The following is a 19,417-nucleotide window of genomic DNA, read 5'->3' as shown; positions in this document are numbered from 1 at the left end:
TTGTGCTATCGTTCATTTCTTTTGTGCTAATCGACATATTATTGGTTTAAATCGCTATAAATTACATCCATCAACCTATTCCTGATAAAAAATCAATTATCTTTATCGGCTCAGAACTGTCTGCATAAACCGTCAAATGAACACACTAACGAGAACTTTTTTCCTGCTCCTCTTTATTTTTTTGATAGGAAACGTTAGCGCACAAAATTTAAAATTTAAACACGTTAGTGTCGAAGATGGACTGTCGAACAGTACCATCGAATGCATCTTTCAAGATCATCGGGGTTTCATCTGGTTTGGTACACGCGATGGTTTGAATAAATACGATGGCAATCAGATCACCGTTTTCAAACACAATAAAAACGGAAACAGCATCAGCGATAATTTCATCAGGTGTATCTTTGAAGACCAGAACCATAACCTATGGATCGGTACATCCGACGGACTAAACAGGTTTAATGCCGAGAAAAACAATTTTGTAACCTACAGATCTAAAGACAATAAGAACCAAACCAATAACATCGTTACCTCAGTTAAAGAAACCAACAAAGGAATTTGGGTAGGCACTTATGGAGGTGGGCTGAACCTGCTCGATAAAACTTCAAATACCTTTAGCCGATATCCATACCCATCTGATCAGACAAAAAGCGACCGAAAAGATTACATCAACGATCTGTACTGTGATGCTACCGGAAACATCTGGATGGCAACCGATGCTGGCATCCATGTTTTAGACCTTAAATCTGGTAGATCCACAGCCATAAAAGGTTTAGAGAATGAAACCTTCAGGGTAATTAAGAAAGACGCCGATGGTTCTTTTTGGTTTGGAACAGAAGAAAATGGCTTAATCCATTTCAATCCTGACAAAAATACGATTAAAACCTACCAGCATCAGGAAAAAAACAGCAGCAGTATTGGCAGCAATTTGGTAAGGGCTATTGTTTTCGATAAGCAAAAAAAGATATGGATCGGTGGCATTAACGGAGGTTTGAATCTTTTTGATCCAAAAACTGAAACTTTTGCACATTACCAGAATGAACCTGGTAATACCTTTAGTTTATCGCAACGCACGGTTTCGGCACTTTTTGTCGATCAACAGGAAAACTTATGGATCGGCACACACCGCGGAGGGGTAAATTTATATAGTCCGCAGGCAGAAAAATTTAAACTGGTGCGTCAGGAACCCAACAAAAACAGCTTAAGTTATAACGATGTTAGGGCATTCCACGAGGATAAAGCTGGCAATATTTATATCGGAACCGATGGTGGCGGACTCGATATTTACAACAAAACCAGCAAAACCTTTATCCACCACCGCTATAATCCTTTCAACCCCAAAAGCATAGGCGCTGATGCTATTCTGGATATCACCGAAACAAAAAGCGGTTTGTTACTCGTTGGTACCTGGGCAGGCGGGTTAAACCTTATGCACAGCGATGGCTCTTTTACCCGTTTTAACCACAACGCCAGCCCAACTTCTATTTCTTCGGATTACGTTCAAAAATCTTTTGAAGACAGCAACGGAAATATCTGGATAGGCACCTACTATGGCGGTTTGAACCTTTTCGATGCACAAAACAAACAGTTTAAACGCATTACCGAGGGGAAAAACGGCAGTAAATTAACTGGAAACAATATTGTCGCCATTAATGAAGATCAATATAAAAAACCTTTGGATCGGCACTGATGATGGTGGTTTAAACTGTTATAACCTCCATACCCAGGTATTTACCCATTATTTTATGGGCGGTGGAAAACGGCCGGATTTAAGGGTAATTTTTATCGATAGTAAAGGAAATTTATGGATCGGGCAGGCCGGGCTTTACCGTTTTAACCGTGCAAAGAACAAATTTGAACTATATACCACCAAAGCAGGTTTATCAACCGAGTTTATAAAAGGAATTATCGAAGATGACAAAGGCAATTTCTGGATTTCGACCGCCCATGGCCTTACCAGATTTAATCCGCAAAATGAAACCTTTAAGAAATACAATACCGGTGATGGTTTGCAAGGACTTGAATTCGAGACCAATGCCTATTTAAAAACACAGAATGGGGAAATGTTTTTTGGGGGAATAAATGGTTTCAATTCATTTTTTACTGACGATATCAAAACCAATAAGTTTATTCCGCCTGTTTACCTCACAGAGTTTCAGATCTTCAATCAAAAAATCTTACCAAACACAGAAGGTTCTGTACTCGAAAACGACATTAGCTATACCAAAGAAATTAAACTTGATTATGATCAGGCTTCGATATCATTCCGTTTTGCCGCTTTAAATTATGTGGCCAATGAAAATAATAACTATGCTTATCGATTAGAAGGTGAAGATAAAGACTGGATTTTTGCAGGCCATGCGAAGCAGGCATTTTATACCAACCTCGATCCGGGAACCTATACTTTTAAGGTTAGGGCATCGAACAACGATAATATTTGGAATACCACCGGAACAACGCTAAAAATCATCATCGCCCCTCCTTTCTGGGCAACCTGGTGGTTCAGGCTCATTGTGATTGCCACAGCCCTTTATTTAACTTATTTAGCACTAAGTTTTAAACGCAGATTGGAAATCAGAAGAATAGAGGAAGAAAAAAGAGAAGAAATCCATCAGACACAGCTTCAGTTTTTCACCAATATTTCGCATGAGTTCCGCACACCCCTATCGTTAATATTAGGGCCGATAGAACGCCTGTTGAGAGAAGATACACAAGAAAGTTTCCAGAGTTATTACAATACCATTCATCGTAACGCCAATCGCCTATTGAGGTTGATTAACGAACTGATGGATTTTAGAAAAACTGCTTCAGGCGCTTTAAAGCTAAACGTAGTAAACGGAAACCTGAACCTTTTTATTGATGAGGTTGCCGAAGAATTTTCGGAAATGGCAGCTGAAAAAGAAATTAGTTTTACGGTAGAAAAAGAAAATCTCCCTGCCGATATCTGGTTTGATCGGCAGGTAATCGAAAAAATCATCCTCAACCTGATTAATAACTCCATCAAATACACTAAATCTGGTGGAACACTTAAACTTCAGGTTTTTAGCGATCTAAGCGATCATAAACCAGCTTTCGAAAACCAATTGGTGATCAAAAGTGATTATGAAGCCAATTCGTACATCTATTTCCAAGTCATAGATAATGGAATAGGGATTTCCAAAGACTCCATCCAACATTTATTCGAACGTTATTACCGGATTACCGAAACACATTTGGGTTCTGGCGTAGGCTTAGCATTCGTAAAAAGTTTAACCATACTTCATAAAGGATTGATACAGGTATCCAGCGAGCGCAACGAAGGAACAGAAATTATTATCGGTATCCCAGGCAGCAAAGCAGATTACACACTAAACGAACAGTTTAGCCAAAACAATGAACCTGGTGGAACGCGGTTAGAAAGCATCAGTTATCAATTGGAAACTGAAGTAACACAAGTCAGTATAGAGCAAATACCTGCAGATGCCGCAACAAGTATTCTTATCGTAGATGACAACGAAGAACTGAGAACATTTTTAAAAGATACCTTAAGTCCTTTTTATGTAATTACCGAAGCTGCAGATGGACATTCAGGGCTTGAACAGGCGCGAAAAAATTTACCTGATCTGATTATCAGTGATGTAATGATGCCTGGCATGAACGGAACAGAATTTTGTAAGCATATCAAAGAAGATATAGAAACCAGCCATATTCCATTTTTAATGCTTACGGCCAAAAACAGTATCGAGGCTGAGATAGAAGGTGCCGAATCGGGTGCTGATCTTTATTTCACCAAACCCATCAATATTAACCTTTTACAGCTCACCATCAAAAACATTTTCGAGCAACGGCAAAAACTTAAAGATCACTATTTAAAAAATAAAGATACTGAGCCAAGAGCACTTGCCCATTCAGAGAGGGATAAAGCTTTCCTGACCAAATTACTGTCGATTATTGATGCCGAGATGATTAACCCTGAAATGGATATCGATTATTTATGCAAAGAAATTGGCATGAGCAGAACGAAACTCTATCAGAAAATAAAATCGATAACAGGTCAATCGATTGGAGAGTTCGTACGTTCAGCGAGACTTAGAAAGGCCATTGAAATTATGAAAACCGAAGATGTATTGATGACAGAGGTAATGTACCGGATCGGTATACAAACACAATCTTATTTTACAAAGGCATTTAAAAAAGAATTCGGAGTAACACCAACAGGTTACATGCAGAACTTAAAACATTAGCGTGGATATAAAAGTAAAAAAGCCCTTCAATCCTGAGAGGGCTTTTTCATAGTCGTCTATCCCTATAAGTAGGAATCCAAAACTAATTAATGTGTTTAATATTTTTAGGGGTTGAATAAACTGAACAGATTTTTTTATTGGCTTAATTCATCCTTGTTTATTTGGCTTTACATGCCTTTAAACGACCATAACAAAGCATTACTCCACTCCCTTCGCATTAGTAGGAATAACATACAGCGATTTTGAAGCCGTAATAAAAAGCAAATTTTTATCTTTTCCACCAAAACAAATGTTACCACACCACTCTTCAGGTACATCAATATGACCAATTTTTTCGCCTGTAGGTTTGTAAATGTTCACTCCTTTTCCGGTTACATAAATATTTCCTTTGTTATCCAAAGTCATCCCGTCAGAATGCTGGTTAAGGATAAGTTGCCTGTCTGTTAACCTGGCATTAGTACCAATCGAATAACGGTATGTTTTATTCGCGCCCATATCGGCGACATATAAAAATTTACCATCTGGCGTACCCACAATACCATTAGGTTTTATCACATCATCGGCCACAATAATGGCTTCTTTTTTGCCTTTTGGCAGATAATATACCTTTTGACCTTGAATCTCAGGCGATTTTCTCGTCCAGTAATCGCGCTGATAGTAGGGGTCAGTAAAATAAATACCACCTTTAGCATCCAACCAGATATCATTTGGCCCGTTAACCTTTTTGCCTTCATAATCACTGAAAAGCACTTTTATTTTTTTGTTTTTATCGATAGACCAGATTTGATTATGCTCATCGGCACACACAATTAAGTTTCCTTTCTTATCAAAATAAGTTCCATTGGCCCTACCCGATTTATCCATGTACAGACTCAGTTTGCCATCAATATCATATTTCCAGATCTTATCGTTGGGTTGATCCGTAAAAAAAACGTTGCCCTTTTTGTCAACAGATGCACCTTCTGTGAACTTAAACTGTGCAGAAATCACCTTTAAACTGTCCTGAACAAAAAGATTTTGACCTGCACTTTGCGCAAAAGAAGTAATGCTTAGGGCAGAAAACGCCAAAAAGAAGAAATATTTTTTCATTTGTATTATTGATTAGACCTCGCAGGTTTTAAAAACCTGCGAGGTCTGTAAATATATTAACTTACCCGCTTCCCTTTTAGTAACATATTTAATGCATCGTTCAGCGTTCCGGCCTTTTGCACTTCACCTTCGTTTACAAAATAAATTTCATCAGCGTTTTCGATGGTATTTAAACGGTGGGCAATAATAACAAGGGTAGTTTCTTTCGAAAGTTTGTTTAATATGCTTCCCAAAAGCTGCTCCGTTATGGTATCGATGTTTGCCGTAGCCTCATCAAGGATCAACAGTTCAGGATTCCGTAAAACCGCACGCATAAAGGCAATCAGCTGTTTCTGCCCCAAACTTATACTGTCTGATCCGGAAGTAATCTGTGTATTTAATCCCTCATCAAATATGGCTAAAAGTGCATTTAGGTTGGCTTCTTCAATTATTTTTTCTAACTGCTCATCCATTACGTCTTTATATTGACTGTTGCCATACAAAATATTCTCTTTTACAGTTCCAGTAAATAAAAATGGCTCTTGCAAAATGAAACCGATCTTTTGTGTTCTTTCTTCCGCAGAAAATGAACGGATATCTTTACCGTTTAAGAGCACCGTTCCTTTAGTCGCATCGTACAAACGGGAGATTAAAGAAGCAGTAGTGGTTTTTCCCCCTCCGGTTGGACCAATCAAAGCATAAGTTTTACCTTTTTCGAACTTCAGATTAATATTATGGAGAATTTCTTTACTGTCATCATAAGAGAAATTCACATTTTTAAATTCAAGCAAAGCATCAGAAGTGATATTTTCGTCAACTTTAATCTGTTTTAGGTCACTCTCCAACGATAAGATCTGCGATATCCTGTCCCAACTGGCCATAGCCACCTGAAAACTGGTCCAAAGGGCAGCCAATTGCCTTAGCGGATTATAAAAATTGGTGGTATAAGCAATATAGCTTACCAATAAACCCAATGTAAAGTTGCCGGTAGAAATCAGGTAAATACCGAATAATAAGGTAATCAGCTGTGCTATGCTCGATAACAAACCATAAATTGGCACAAAAATATTATTGGCCAAACCCGCACCTATGGCTGTTTTATAGTTTTCGGCATTGGCTTCATTAAAACGTTTCCTAAAATAATCCCTACGGTTAAAGGCAATAATCACTTTAAAGTTGTTCAGGCTTTCCTGTATTTCAGCGCTCATTCCGCCAACACTTTTTAAATTTTTAGCATTTTTACCTTTTACCCAAGGCGATAAGGCCACGGTAAAAAGAACGATAAGCACTGCAGGCGAAAGTGTTGCAGCACCCAGTTCTAAATTAATCGAAAGCAGAAAAATACCTGCCCCGATCATGGTTACAATACTGCCGATAAACTGCATTAACGATTGTGAGAAAAACTGATTCAGCTTGTCGGTATCGTTATTTACCCTTGAAATCAGATCGCCAGCTTTATTCTGATTAAAAAATGAAACCGGTAACTCCTGCAGTTTATTAAAAATGGCATTGCGTAAAGTGTATAACATTCTTTGCCCCACTCCGCCCATCAACCGGGTTTGGGTGTAACCGGTAACCATGGCTATCATGTACATCACCAACAGTATGCCACCAAAAATAAGCACACCATGAAATTGTTTGGTGCGGATATAGGTATCAACCGTGTGCCCCACTAATAATGGTCCCAAAAGTAATAATCCCGAGTTTACCAAAATGGCAATTAGTGCCAGCCAAAGGTTTTTTCGCTCAGCAGAAATGAGTTTTAGCAAGCTTTTTAAAGCCTTAAAAGTAGATTGCTTTTCCTGCCTGGTGTTAAGCTGGTTAAGATTGTAGTTCATAATTACTCGTGCTCTGTTGTGAATTGTAAATCTGAACATATTCAGGGCTGCTTTTCAGCAATTCCTGATGGGTTCCTTCTGCAATGATTTCGCCCTGCATCAGCAAGATCACTTTTTCGTAATGTTCAACAGAAGCTATTTTTTGGGTAATGGAAAGTAAAGTTAAACCTGGATAATTCTGCTGGATATTTTCCAGAATCCTTTTCTCGGTATTGGTATCAACACGGGCGGTAAAATCATCGAGTAATAAGATCTTCGGATTTACCGCTAAAGCCCTGGCCAGCATAATCCGTTGTTTTTGTCCACCAGAAAGGCTGTTGCCACGCTCTGAAATAATAGTATTTAATTGATCGGGCAAAGCATCTACAAAATCTTTAAGTTCGGCAGTAGCAATGGCCTTGGCCAGAGATTCGTCTGTAACGGTATCGCTAAAGGCAATATTTTCCCTAATGCTCATGTTGAACATGATGCTGTCCTGAAATACAAAACCTACCTGTTGGTGAAAATTCTCTTGGTTGTATTGTTTAATCTCCTCGCCATCAAACAATACCGCCCCCGAATCAGCATCAATCAAACCGGTTAAAATATAAAGCAATTGTGTTTTACCCGCAGCTGTAGGACCAATAATGGCTGTTTTAGAACCTGCTTTGGCAGAAAATGAAACCGATTTTAAAACTGGCTTTTGACCAAAACTCAAATTAATATCTTTCGCTTCTACATCGCCCCTCAATTGTGTAGTTAGCGTACCCGGATGTTTGATCTCAGCAGCATTCAGCACACTTTCTATCCTTTGGTAAGATGCTGTAGCCTGTGCAATTACATTGCTCATAAAACCGATTACCAAAATGGGAAATATAATGAGTGTGAGGTAACTGCTAAAAGCGGTAAACTCTCCCAAGGTCATCGAATTGGTAATTACAAAATGACCACCCAGCACCAAAATGCACAAACCAGATAAATTGGCGGTGAAAACAATAACCGGAATCAAGGCTGCAAACATTCGAAGAATAGATATCCCTAAATCTCTCGCTTTGGCATTTGCATCTAAAAATTTATTGTATTCTAAAGCTTGAGAATTAATTACCCGGATTAGAGCTGAACCTAATATACTTTCGCTGATTACCTTGTTCAGCCAGTCGATCACTTCCCTGCTTTTTTTGAAAAGCACTTTTACCTTGCTTAACACATAGAAAAATGCGCCCCCAATAATCGGCACTATCGCAATTACACAAAGTGCCAGTTTCCAATTGATCATCAGGAGCAGAATACTTGCCCCAACAATTAAAAAGATAGATGAACAGATGGAAACGATAGCCTGCGAAACAAACATTTTGATCGAATCGGCATCGGCAGTAAGGTTGGTAAGCAGTTTCGAAGGATTAGCCTGAATAATGTAGGCATGGCTTTGTCGCGAAATCTGATCAGATAACCTGGTTCTTAAATCTCTTGCCACACGTTCCGAAGCATAGGTTTGCACAATACTCTGTAAATAAGTAAAGATAAAAACCAATACAATGGCCAGCGAAAACTGAAACAGGATACTTTTTAGATCGAATGTTTTGTTAGTGTAAGAGTCGATACCGCTTGCAATAATCTTCGGTAAAAGTAAGTTGATGCCGTTACTGAGCAATGCAAACAGGATCAGCATAAAAATTAAGCCCCTGTAGTTTCCAAGTAAACTGAAAATACCTGGCTTTTTAGCTTCTTTGGTTTTTTTCATATCAATGAAGATACCTTAAATTGTAGGTTCCAAATTTAACCGAATTATTTGATATCGTTTGTAAGAAAATTATAGAAGAAGAAGAAAGCTATAAAATAAAAAGAGGCTGTATCATAATTATAGATTTGTCATCCTGAGGGGTAATTTATTTTATAAAAATCAACATGAATAACATGTTTCTAAGGAAATAAATCGCCTCACAGTATCGTCATTTCGAGCGGAGTGCAACGTAGTCGAGAAATCTAACAAATAGATTTCTCCGTTTCGCTGCGCTTCAGTCGAAATGACGACCGATTTTTGGATCCTGTCATTGATAGCTTGTCAAAGCACTTATTTACTCTCCTTCAAAACCATATCAATGGTAATCGCAGTGGCTACAATCGCAACCTTTTGATTGCTTTCGGCATAACTGGGATCGATAGAAACATTGTATTTATCAGCAGTGGTAAAAACTTCTTTCAAAGCACCAGCCCATTTTTTGTTTATTTTGCCCATTTCAGCACCTGCATTATTGGTGATGCTAAAGTTCCAGGCTTTCCAATCGCCGGAGATTTTTGCAATTTCCTCTCCTGATGTCGGGCTCGAAATGGTAAAGGTTGGTTTAAAGAATTTAAATTTTTGTTTAATAATGCCCACTTCAACACCAAACGGATCGGTAACGATAATTTTCGACATCCAGAAGGTCCAGCCTCTTGTAATGGTAGCCTGTAACTGGTCGTTGGTATCGGTAATTTCTAATTTAAAAGGCATCATTCGCTTATCAACCAATAAGGTTAAAGCTTTTTGCCAGCCAGAAATACGCTGTTTAATAATCCCGATCTGAGCGCCCTGATCGTTGTAGACTTTGTACTCGTTTGCAAACTTTAAAAAGTTTACTTTCTCATCAATAAAATATTCATCGCTTAAAAAAAATGGAGGAATCTGCTTGTTCATATTGTAGATTTAATTTTAGATAAGTTGCGAAAATATATATTTTTTTTCAATGCTGGTTCAAGTAGTGGAGAGAGATTGTCATTGAATAGCTCCCAGTTTACGTCATTTCGAGCGGAGTGCAACGTAGTCGAGAAATCTAATTGTAATAGATCTCTCCTCTCCGCGTTGCTTCGGTCGAGAGGACGACTGCTCTAGCCGAGTCGGTCAATGGTAACCTGGCGAAGGACAAATATTAGGTTAGTTTCTTTCACCACAAATACACACGGATATTAATATCTGTGTGCATCCTTTTTATCTCCCGAAAATCGGGACAAGTCGTGGTAAATTACTCCAATAGATTTAAAACCAATTTGCGACTAAACATTGCTACCTTTGCAGCAAAAGCCATTGAAGAAAATGGTTAAACCCAAAATACATGATTGAAATAGGAAAATACAACGAGTTAAGGATTTTAAGCAAAACAGAAGCTGGATTAAACTTAACCGATGGCGATAAACTGGTGGTGCTGCCTTACCAATACGTCCCGAATGGCGTAGAAATTGGCGATAACATTACCGTTTTTGTTTTTGTACAAAAAGATGGTCGCTTAACCGGAACTACGCAAAAAGCTTATGCCGAAGTGGGCGATTTTGCTTTTTTGAAAGTGGTTTCTGATGGTGATGATGGCGTTTTTATGGACCTTGGTATTGATAAAGATGTATACGTGCCAGACCGTGAACAAAAAAGGCCTATGCAGAAAGGCTATAAATATGTGGTTTACTTGTATTTAGACGAAAGTAACGACCGCCTGTTGGCTTCTTCCAAACTATATGATTTTGTTGAAGAAGATGGCTTCGATTTTGAAGAAGGCGACGAAGTAAGCTTATTGATTACTGAAGAAACCGATCTTGGTTTCAATGCCATTATCAACAATACTTATATCGGTTTGCTTTACAATAATGAGGTTTTCGATAATATCCAACCGGGCGAAATGCGCAAAGGCTGGATCAAGAAAATCCGTGTGGAAGGCAAGATTGATTTAACCCTACAGCCAAGTGGTTATGGCCATATTCTCGATTCGAAAGAGATGATGTTAAGAGAGCTGAAAAAGAGTGGCGGTGTGATTGAACTGGGGGATAAAAGCACTCCTGAAGAGATTTATCATCGTTTCCAGATCAGTAAAAGTGCTTTCAAAAAAACCATTGGTTCATTGTATAAAGAGCGTTTGATTGTACTTTCTGATGATTCAATTAGATTGATTACAGACGACGAAGCAGAATAATTTATTTCATAAAAATCTTAAGATTGGTCGTCATTCCCAACTTGATTGGGAACCACGAAGTGCTCATCGCAGATAATCTTAAAGCGCTTGCATTATGATTCCCGCCTGCGCGGGAAAGACGACCACACTATGGATTCTGTAAAGGGTAGAGATCAGTTTTTAGCCAAAAACAAAGGAGTTGATGACAGGGTTAAGATAAATCGTCATCTCGACCGCAGTGGAGAGATCTTTTAAACATAGTAAAAAGATCTCTCCACTGCGGTCGAGATGACGCCGATTTTTAGTATCTGTCATTAATAAATGTAGTCAAGGATCTCCTCGTTCTATGCCTTAGTGGCCAATACAGCAAAACCTAATTCAAATTAAACTTCTCACTCTGAATTTTAACCGCATTCGAGGCCGAAACAATGGCCACAATCATAATTCCGATTACGATAGCCAAAATAACCTGCAAGGTAGAGTAAACCTTGGTTCCCGAAACAAAAATTTCTGACCCTTTAATCAGCTCGTTCCCTACTTTAGATTGTATTTTAATAAGTGCTGAGAGTTTAGATAAAGTCTGGTTTGCTGCATTTCTACCCATCGATTCATAAATTGCCCTACCTTCTGTGCCAGCCATGTTCAAAATTTTAGCTTCTAATCCTTGCTGAACAGTTAATGCCTTTTTTAGATCATTTAAAAAACTTTTCTCCTGCTTTACCAATAATGTAAGCTCGTATTTATTAATAACCGAATCGATTTTACGGTTGTGTTTATTCATTTTCATTATACCAGTTGAGGAATGAACAACACCATTACCTAACAAAGCTTCCTGAAGGATCTCATTTTTATAATACAGATTTTCTGCAATAAAATATAAATCTGTCGCCGGTACAAGCCTGTCATTGTACATCGAAATAAAAGATTCGTTAATCTTCTCTACACTTTTATCTTCCAAAAAACGGATCAATAATGTGCAGCACATAATGCAGAAAAGCAGGAAAGCTATTTTTAGCTTGTTTTTAAGACTAAAAGCAAATTTCATATTATAATTGGTTAGTATATAAACATCTTAGTGCATTTATCTTACGTTGATCGTCACCCTGAATTCATTTCAGGGTCTCTTCGTAAAATAGATGCTGAAATAAATTCAGCATGACGATAGCTACTAAAAGTAATCCTCCTGTGCCGTCTTCGCGAAAAGCTGTGGGGCAAAATTGACTAAATATAACTCTTTTTTTGCTCGCGTTACAGCAGTGTATAACCAGCGGAGAAAATCTAAATCGATCATTTCTTCGGTAAGATAACCCTGATCAGCAAAAACAGCATCCCATTGCCCGCCTTGTGCCTTATGACAGGTAACGGCATAAGCAAACTTAATCTGCAGGGCGTTATAAAAAGGATCGGCCTTTATGGCCAGCATCCGTTGCCTTTTATTGGCGATGTGTTCGTAATCTTCATTAAGTCCGTCAAAAAGCTTTTTGTTCTGCTCATAGGGCAGGTTGGCACTTTCTAAATTGAGGGTATCTAACATGACTTTACAGCTGATCTGCCCCGCGGCCGGAAAATCCATAAACTCTAAAGTGGCATCGGCAAAACGGAATCCATAACGTTCTTCTTCTCCCCTTACGCGGATCACCTTTGCCATATCGCCATTGGCAATAAAAGCAGTATCCTCGTTCTCAGGCAGCCAGAAATAATTGTTCCGTACCACCATTATCTGATCGCCTCCCGTTAGTTCTTCTTCCCGGTAAAGCAACCTTGCTCTAATCTGCTGGTTATACACATTGGCCGATTTATTGGAACGGCAAACCACCAGGGTATTTTCCATGCCGAATTTACGATAGGCGTATTCTAATCCTTCTACCAATCGTGCACCAGCCATGTTGTAAATATCGGTGTAGCTTTTAGTCAGGAATTTAGGCATCGGATTTTCAGGATTTTTAGCAATCTGATTTCTCAACATCGTGGCATTGGCCAAAATACCTGATTTCTTTCCTTGCCTAACCACTTCTCTTAACTCAACAGAAGAAACGGTTAAGGCAAATTTATCTTTTAGGTATTGTTCATTCAGCGCCGGGCTATCTAAACTCCCTACAGGAGGTAGCTGTGCCGTATCACCTACAAAAAGCAAAAAGCAGTTTTTGGTATTATACACAAACTCCAGCAGATCTCTTAATATGGATGAGCCTGTTTCGTTAAATTCATCGGCAATCATCGAGGCCTCATCAATAATAAACAACGTATTTTCGGAGAGGTTAGGTGCCAATTGAAATTGCATTTCTGGCGATGCTGCTGAACGCTTGCGGTAAATTCGTTTATGTATAGTTAAGGCCTTCCGAAAAGAATATTGACTCATTACTTTCGCAGCTCTTCCGGTTGGTGCCAGCAGCTCACTGCGCAAGTTAAATTGTTTCAGCACCTTCACCAAAGCCGCTACAGAGGTAGTTTTACCCGTACCAGCGTAACCTTTAAGTACAAAACAACGATGCTCATCATCCTGTTGCAAAAACACCGACATCCGCTCGCAAAAAAGCAATTGCTCCTTAGTTGGTGTATGTTCGTATGCTGAAGCTATAAGCTGACTTTTATCGGATATCATCTCTAATGGTTAATTGTTTTAATCAGTTGATGTTTTAGCGAGCGTGAAATAAAACTTAAGTTTTAAGCACCAGCCTGAGTTAACTAAACCGTATTGAAGCGATATTTCCCGATTCTTCATCGGGAATTTAGCGGAAAGACGGACTACAGCAACCCACTAGCAGTACAGCACCTTTTCAAATCAATATAATTGCTATGCCCTACGCTTTCTGCTCTTGCCTATTACAAAAGTAAGGTTTCGATGCGATGTGCCATTACCATATTTTGTTTTTTGCTGTAGCTGAAAATGGTAAAGTGGCCATCCTGAGAGGCTACCAAACCTATGGACTGTGGCTGATCATTAACAAACTGTGCCACAGAAAAGTGCCTGGTACCACCGAGCTGTCCGGGATAAAGGATCTTATCTTCGCCACCAACAATGGGCTCCGAAAATGCAATTTGTTCTACTGTGGGTTTGCCTTTAGCACGACCAATTTTTGCACCAAATGCAATCAGATCAAATTCTTCGTTGATGATCGTTGCACCATCTACTGCAGTCAAACCTGCTAGATGCTCTACCTCACGACGAACAGCACCCTGAGAGAAAATTTCGCTCTGGTTACCGCTCTGTTTTGCCAGATTGGATAGACCACAGAATGGAGGTTGAACTAAATATTGTATCGGGTGGATAATGGATTCTTCCCATTTGGTATCTCCTTTTGGTATAATTAACAATGCCCCTCCACGACCATGGGCGCGCATAGAAACCGAAAATTGAATTAAAATATTAATGGGATCGTTCCAACTGGCCAGAACTGTCAGATCTAGCAAGGCCTGCAAAATAGGTGGACAATCTTTATTTGCACAACTGGTATCATCAACAATGCGGATTTGCTCTCCCTTAAGTACGGCAACATTGGTAAACTTACCGATGCCATAAATCCTCCGGTGTTTAATTACGATTAGCCCGGGTTCAGAAACATCAACTACAAAACAAAAGTTCGGAATATTGAGGGTTGTACCCCAGATATAAAGTTCACCATCCTCTTCCCAAACCCCTAAGTGAATTCCTGAACGTTCAATTCCAGGGGCAATTTTGGTTAAGGTATTGGCATTTAACGCTAGCTTTTTTGCAAAACGTAATGGTTTCGACGTTTGCTCTGGTGGTAAAAAAGCAATCGAAATCCGTGGTGAATGCCCCTCCTCCTTACGCAGACTGCTCCAAAAAGCAACATCAATTATCGCTTCAATTATTTTCCGATCCGGTTGAGTAGCCAAATCTATCTCACCCTGTGCAATTGCATTTTTATGCAGTTTAACAAAATGTTGCTCAATAGTTGCTGCAATGGTGTTTGCCGCTTTATAGGTAGGCTTATAACTCATGTTCCGAATTTAAGTCGAATATTTCGATTTTTGAATACCCGAAAGGTTTGATTTTGGTAAAAAAACACAGACATTTTTACCACAGATCTTCACAGATAAACACAGATATTTTCTATATACTTTCAACCGCAAAGAGGAGGATTAACCACAAAGACGCAAAGCACACCAAGTTAATTGTATATTTTTTGGAGAATATAAATTCACTCAAGTGTCTCTGGTGGTAAAAAATTCACCGGCTCACTGGCCATTTAGTAAGCAAAATGGCGAGGAATTGTTTCCGTGAACTCCGTGTTTCCGTGGCAAAAAAACAAAGCACCCAAAAAATTAACCTCATCTTACCGTTAATCCTTAAAAAAGTCTATTTTTGTTTCAATGAGTAACAATAGTCTCTTATTAGTCGACCCAAATTTTAAAGCTGATGCATCTGCAAACTGCCATTTATTATTAAAAATAACGAATGATAGCTTTTCTTATGCTGTGATAAGTAAGGCTACAGAAGAGATTAATGTCATTTTTGATAAACAAGGTTGCGATGATGTACAGAAAGAACTAAAATCTGCCTTTGAAACCGATAGTTACCTATCATTAAACTATGCAACGGTAAAAGCGGCAATCCATACTTCTAATTTTATTTTTATCCCTGATGAGTGGTTTGATGGTGAAAACCTGGCCGTTTACGCGAAATATTTAGGTTCAGACGCTAAGGTTTATGCCAAACATAACCATGTGCTCGGATTTAATACCATTTTTTGCTTAAATGAAGATGTGAAAGCAAATCTGCCTGAAAAAACAGATTTATTTCCACAATCTGAACCACTAATGGCTTTATATAACCATTTGGCAGACGAATCTTTATTAATCGATTTTACAGCAGTATCTTTCAATGTACTGTACACAAAAGATAAAAAGATTGTTTTTCAAAACCACTATCAATCAGAAAATGCTGAAGAGTTTAATTATTTTCTTTTGTTAATGATCGAACAACTGGGCTTAACTGATACCATTCCCGTTTATTTACAAGGCATTATAAATGAAGATGATGAGCATTACAACTGCTTATTAAAATATTTCAACCAACTTTATTTCTTCCTTCCTGCTGGAAAACAGAATAGCGAATTATTGGCCGATATGCCTAAACACTATTTCAGCGGCCTGCTTGCTTTAGATTTATGCGAATAATTGGTGGCAAATTAAAGGGCATCCGTTTGCAGCCCCCTGCAAATTTACCGGTGCGCCCGACTACGGATATGGCCAAAGAAGCCCTATTCAATATCCTCAACAACAAATATGATTTCGAAACCTGTACTGTGCTGGATTTATTCTGCGGTACCGGAAATTTAACTTTCGAATTTGCCTCACGTGGTGCAGAAAGTATTTTAGCGGTTGATATGGATTATGGCTGCGTAAACTGGGTTAAGAATACCGCAAAACAATACCAGTTCGATCAGGTTGAGGTACGTAAGGGCGATGTTTTTAAGTTATTGAAACAGATGACAGGTGCTTACGATCTGATCTTTGCCGATCCACCCTACAATATGCCTAACATTCCGCAGATTCCTGTGATGGTTAAAGAACAACAATTGCTTAAACCCGATGGCTTATTGATTGTAGAGCACCAAAGCAATATGAAACTGAACAGCCAGCCTGGCTATACCGAAACCAGAAAATACGGCAATTCGTCTTTCAGCTTTTTTGAGTTATAGTTGTTCAATCGTTCATTAGTCATTAGTTCATTGGTGGATTGTTAATTGGTTAATTGACTTTTTGAAAGTGAGCATTCTTGCTTTTTGGCGGTCTTCAGTCCTGCTCATATCTTTACCTTTATAATAAAAATAATCAAAAGAGGGAGAAAAACTTGTAGTCCCGCTAGACACGAGAATTCATCGATGTCGATGTAAAAGGATAACCCTCCCTTTTTTATTTCTTAAAGTTTGAACAGTACCTATTGACCATTTCGCTGTATTTGGATCATCTATATCATGAGCAAAAACTAAGAGAGATTATTGATTATTCTATCTAAATAATAAAGGTATGATGAACTTAAAGTATTCCATCGGAATTGATGTATCAAAAAAAGATTTTCATTGCTGTTTGTCGGTCATAGACAGTAGCCAGAAAGTAACTGTAAAATCCAGCCGTAAGTTATCTAACAGCCCTGGCGGTTTTAAAGAGTTTTTGGCATGGATCAAACAGCACCAGAAAGAAGAGCTGCCCCTGCGCATCGTAATGGAAGCCACTGGCGTGTACCATGAACAACTTGCATGGTTTCTGCATTCCAAAGGCTTAGTGTTAAGTATTTTATTGCCAAACAAAGCTAAGAAGTACTTACAGGCAGACGGAGCAAACTCTAAAAATGACAGTATAGATGCCCGCGGCCTTGCTAAGATTGGTGCAGAAAAGAACCTGGAACCTTGGACACCAGGAAGTGAGAAATTGTATGAACTCAGACACTATACCCGTCAGCATCAAAACCTAAAAGAGACCATCAATGTTATCGGTAACCAGCTTGAGGCACTGACCCATGCCCAGTTCCAAAGCAGGGAAGTTATAAAGCAGCTGAACAAAACGATAAAACTGCTTGAGCAACAAGTAGCAGAAATGGAAAAGGCAATGGGAAAGCTTGTTAAAACAGACAAGGTCTTAAATCTTCACTATGAAAACATTACGGCAATAAAAGGAATTAACCTGCTATCTTTTTGCGTAATCGTAGCTGAAACTAATGGCTTTACATTGTTTAAAAATTCGGCATCCTTGGTAAAATACTCAGGTTACGATGTGATAGAAAACCAATCGGGCAAACATATAGGAAAAACAAAAATATCAAAAAAGGGGAATTCCCGGATCAGAAGAATTCTGTTTATGCCAGCATTTTGTGCGGTAAGGGATGACCAGCCGCAATTTAAAAGTCTTTATGAAAGAGTTGTTGAGCGAACAGGATTTAAAATGAAGGGCTATGTTGCCGTGCAAAAGAAACTATTGGTAATGATGTACCATCTTTGGAAAAATGAGCAGAGATACAATCCTCAATTCAATTATTTAGAAAAAATAATAGCTCCAGAAAAATCCAGAGCTACACATGATAAAATTCCAGATGGAAGTTTTCACTAAAACAAAGGTAAAGTTATTGTGCTGTTTTACAAATGGAAGGCATTTAAGTTAATGCTTCTCAGAAGCTAAATTTTTATCAACTTTTATTTGCTTTTAAAGACAGTACCTTTTCATTACAAGTCCTCACCCGATAAAGGATCGGGTTCGGGGCTTTCCATTGCAATCAGGCTTATTGTCAATGGTCTGCTTCAATCATAATGCAATTGAACTTCTTAATGTCCTTAATTTCTTAATGATAAAATATTCCGTGTAAATCCGTGTCTCCGTGGCAAAAAATAATCCTCTTTGTGTTCTTCGTGTCTTAGTGGTAAATAATTCCAGCATAAAAATCTATATTTGAATTATGAAGATAGCGCTATTTCCAGGCTCATTTGATCCGATCACTATTGCGCACGTAAACATATTACAACGTGCCACCCCACTTTTCGATAAAATTGTAGTGGGTATTGGACTCAACAGTTCTAAACAGAATTTCTTAAGTGCAGAGCAGCGTCTTCAAATTTTACAGACTGTTTTTAAAGGCTATCAGAATATCGAAATCCAAACTTACGAAGGCTTAACAGTAGATTTTTGCAGAAAAATTGATGCCACCTATATGGTGCGCGGGATCCGTTCGGCTGCTGATTTTGAGTATGAAAGAGCCATCGCACAGATCAATCAAACTATGATGCCCGAAGTAGAAACCATTTTACTTTTAAGCAAGCCTGAATATTCGGCTATCAGCTCCACTATTGTGCGCGATATTTTAAGAAATCATGGCGATGTGAGTCCATTTGTACCACAAGAAGCCCTTAATTTTTTATAAAAACCTGACTCCTTATGCTCGTTCATTTTGGTAAAACAGAGAAACTGCTCAATTTCTACGAAGATGAGTCGGCAAGCTGTGATAATTGCAATGAAACAACAGTAACTTATCGCATTGTTCAAAAATATTATCAAATCAATAATATTCCAATCCTTCCTGCCGAAAAATATACCGGAATGAGCTGCGACAGCTGTCACTTCAGCAACAATAACGTAATAAGCGAAAATGCTAAAGTGTACGAAAAACTTTCAAAAACCCCATGGTATCTGTACACAGGTGCTGCAATTTTAACCGGCACTTTTTTATTCTTGATCATCGGCGCTATTTACACAGCAGTCATTAAATAATCTATATACCGCAACTAGTTTTAGCATCTCACTAAGACCAGCAAGAGATGTGGAGTCAGGTATTACCACCTGACTCATAGATATATTTACTTACAGATTTCTAATTTGCTTTATTCGTGTCCGATAGAAATATCTGACACCACAATTAAAAATTATTTAATTAATCTGTAACGTT

General features: G+C 38.5%; 15 protein-coding genes. 8 read left to right on the top strand and 7 right to left on the bottom strand.

The window, feature by feature from the left end:
• Window positions 1-136: 136 nt before the first annotated feature.
• A complete protein-coding gene (locus tag QF042_RS10680) occupies window positions 137-1,687 on the top strand; it encodes a two-component regulator propeller domain-containing protein (RefSeq protein ID WP_307528084.1) in 1,551 nt (516 codons plus the stop codon).
• Entirely contained in the window at window positions 1,650-4,220 is a 2,571-nt protein-coding gene (locus tag QF042_RS10675; protein ID WP_307528081.1) for a hybrid sensor histidine kinase/response regulator transcription factor, read from the top strand. Before QF042_RS10680 ends, QF042_RS10675 begins: the two co-directional genes overlap by 38 nt.
• A 198-nt stretch (window positions 4,221-4,418) precedes the next feature.
• On the opposite strand, the gene QF042_RS10670 is transcribed toward QF042_RS10675, so the two are convergent.
• The 4 genes from QF042_RS10670 to QF042_RS10655 form a co-directional block, all read right to left on the bottom strand.
• On the bottom strand, window positions 4,419-5,309 hold the full coding sequence (locus QF042_RS10670; protein ID WP_307528079.1) for an SMP-30/gluconolactonase/LRE family protein: 891 nt from the start codon (window positions 5,307-5,309) through the stop codon (window positions 4,419-4,421).
• Between the two features lie 56 nt (window positions 5,310-5,365).
• Window positions 5,366-7,126 (bottom strand): ABC transporter ATP-binding protein, encoded by a 1,761-nt coding sequence (locus QF042_RS10665; RefSeq protein WP_307528078.1) that lies wholly within the window; start codon window positions 7,124-7,126, stop codon window positions 5,366-5,368.
• A complete protein-coding gene (locus QF042_RS10660; protein ID WP_307528075.1) occupies window positions 7,110-8,846 on the bottom strand; it encodes an ABC transporter ATP-binding protein in 1,737 nt (578 codons plus the stop codon). The genes QF042_RS10665 and QF042_RS10660 overlap by 17 nt, the downstream gene beginning before the upstream one ends.
• 330 nt (window positions 8,847-9,176) lie before the next feature.
• On the bottom strand, window positions 9,177-9,779 hold the full coding sequence (locus QF042_RS10655) for an LURP-one-related/scramblase family protein (RefSeq protein WP_307528073.1): 603 nt from the start codon (window positions 9,777-9,779) through the stop codon (window positions 9,177-9,179).
• Window positions 9,780-10,194: 415 nt separating this feature from the next.
• Here QF042_RS10655 and QF042_RS10650 point away from each other — a divergent pair, with 415 nt between their 5' ends.
• Window positions 10,195-11,040: a S1 RNA-binding domain-containing protein gene (locus QF042_RS10650; protein WP_307528072.1), complete on the top strand. Its 846-nt coding sequence runs from the start codon at window positions 10,195-10,197 to the stop codon at window positions 11,038-11,040.
• Window positions 11,041-11,392: 352 nt separating this feature from the next.
• Here QF042_RS10650 and QF042_RS10645 read toward each other — a convergent pair whose 3' ends face one another.
• The 3 genes from QF042_RS10645 to QF042_RS10635 form a co-directional block, all read right to left on the bottom strand.
• The gene (locus QF042_RS10645; RefSeq protein WP_307528071.1) at window positions 11,393-12,064 is read right to left on the bottom strand and encodes an MCP four helix bundle domain-containing protein; all 672 of its coding nucleotides are present in this window, start codon (window positions 12,062-12,064) and stop codon (window positions 11,393-11,395) included.
• A 123-nt stretch (window positions 12,065-12,187) separates the two neighbouring features.
• Window positions 12,188-13,621 carry an ATP-dependent RecD-like DNA helicase gene (locus QF042_RS10640; RefSeq protein WP_307528069.1) on the bottom strand — a complete coding sequence of 478 codons (1,434 nt, stop codon included), beginning with the start codon at window positions 13,619-13,621 and terminating at the stop codon, window positions 12,188-12,190.
• 221 nt (window positions 13,622-13,842) lie between these two features.
• On the bottom strand, window positions 13,843-14,982 hold the full coding sequence (locus QF042_RS10635) for a putative sensor domain DACNV-containing protein (protein WP_307528065.1): 1,140 nt from the start codon (window positions 14,980-14,982) through the stop codon (window positions 13,843-13,845).
• A 372-nt stretch (window positions 14,983-15,354) separates the two neighbouring features.
• Here QF042_RS10635 and QF042_RS10630 point away from each other — a divergent pair, with 372 nt between their 5' ends.
• From QF042_RS10630 to QF042_RS10610, 5 genes are all read left to right on the top strand, one after another.
• Entirely contained in the window at window positions 15,355-16,161 is an 807-nt protein-coding gene (locus QF042_RS10630; RefSeq protein ID WP_307528063.1) for a DUF3822 family protein, read from the top strand.
• Window positions 16,152-16,685: a 16S rRNA (guanine(966)-N(2))-methyltransferase RsmD gene (rsmD, locus tag QF042_RS10625; protein WP_307528061.1), complete on the top strand. Its 534-nt coding sequence runs from the start codon at window positions 16,152-16,154 to the stop codon at window positions 16,683-16,685. Before QF042_RS10630 ends, rsmD begins: the two co-directional genes overlap by 10 nt.
• 328 nt (window positions 16,686-17,013) lie before the next feature.
• Window positions 17,014-18,090 (top strand): IS110 family transposase, encoded by a 1,077-nt coding sequence (locus QF042_RS10620; protein WP_307525919.1) that lies wholly within the window; start codon window positions 17,014-17,016, stop codon window positions 18,088-18,090.
• 343 nt (window positions 18,091-18,433) lie between these two features.
• Window positions 18,434-18,895, top strand: a complete 462-nt coding sequence (gene coaD, locus QF042_RS10615; RefSeq protein WP_307528059.1) for a pantetheine-phosphate adenylyltransferase — start codon at window positions 18,434-18,436, stop codon at window positions 18,893-18,895.
• A 14-nt stretch (window positions 18,896-18,909) separates the two neighbouring features.
• Window positions 18,910-19,242: a hypothetical protein gene (locus QF042_RS10610; protein WP_307528057.1), complete on the top strand. Its 333-nt coding sequence runs from the start codon at window positions 18,910-18,912 to the stop codon at window positions 19,240-19,242.
• Window positions 19,243-19,417: the final 175 nt, after the last annotated feature.

The sequence above is a fragment of the Pedobacter sp. W3I1 genome (assembly GCF_030816015.1).
Classification (GTDB): Bacteria; Bacteroidota; Bacteroidia; order Sphingobacteriales; family Sphingobacteriaceae; genus Pedobacter.
The sequence above is the reverse complement of the archived record's forward strand: the minus strand, read 5'-3'. Positions and strand labels throughout refer to the sequence as shown.

Coding starts and splice junctions, on each gene's coding strand:
- QF042_RS10680 (WP_307528084.1), top strand. CDS start 137: ATGAACACACTAACGAGAACTTTTTTCCTGCTCCTCTTTATTTTTTTG.
- QF042_RS10675 (WP_307528081.1), top strand. CDS start 1,650: ATGAAGATCAATATAAAAAACCTTTGGATCGGCACTGATGATGGTGGT.
- QF042_RS10670 (WP_307528079.1), bottom strand. CDS start 5,309: ATGAAAAAATATTTCTTCTTTTTGGCGTTTTCTGCCCTAAGCATTACT.
- QF042_RS10665 (WP_307528078.1), bottom strand. CDS start 7,126: ATGAACTACAATCTTAACCAGCTTAACACCAGGCAGGAAAAGCAATCT.
- QF042_RS10660 (WP_307528075.1), bottom strand. CDS start 8,846: ATGAAAAAAACCAAAGAAGCTAAAAAGCCAGGTATTTTCAGTTTACTT.
- QF042_RS10655 (WP_307528073.1), bottom strand. CDS start 9,779: ATGAACAAGCAGATTCCTCCATTTTTTTTAAGCGATGAATATTTTATT.
- QF042_RS10650 (WP_307528072.1), top strand. CDS start 10,195: ATGATTGAAATAGGAAAATACAACGAGTTAAGGATTTTAAGCAAAACA.
- QF042_RS10645 (WP_307528071.1), bottom strand. CDS start 12,064: ATGAAATTTGCTTTTAGTCTTAAAAACAAGCTAAAAATAGCTTTCCTG.
- QF042_RS10640 (WP_307528069.1), bottom strand. CDS start 13,621: ATGATATCCGATAAAAGTCAGCTTATAGCTTCAGCATACGAACATACA.
- QF042_RS10635 (WP_307528065.1), bottom strand. CDS start 14,982: ATGAGTTATAAGCCTACCTATAAAGCGGCAAACACCATTGCAGCAACT.
- QF042_RS10630 (WP_307528063.1), top strand. CDS start 15,355: ATGAGTAACAATAGTCTCTTATTAGTCGACCCAAATTTTAAAGCTGAT.
- rsmD (WP_307528061.1), top strand. CDS start 16,152: ATGCGAATAATTGGTGGCAAATTAAAGGGCATCCGTTTGCAGCCCCCT.
- QF042_RS10620 (WP_307525919.1), top strand. CDS start 17,014: ATGATGAACTTAAAGTATTCCATCGGAATTGATGTATCAAAAAAAGAT.
- coaD (WP_307528059.1), top strand. CDS start 18,434: ATGAAGATAGCGCTATTTCCAGGCTCATTTGATCCGATCACTATTGCG.
- QF042_RS10610 (WP_307528057.1), top strand. CDS start 18,910: ATGCTCGTTCATTTTGGTAAAACAGAGAAACTGCTCAATTTCTACGAA.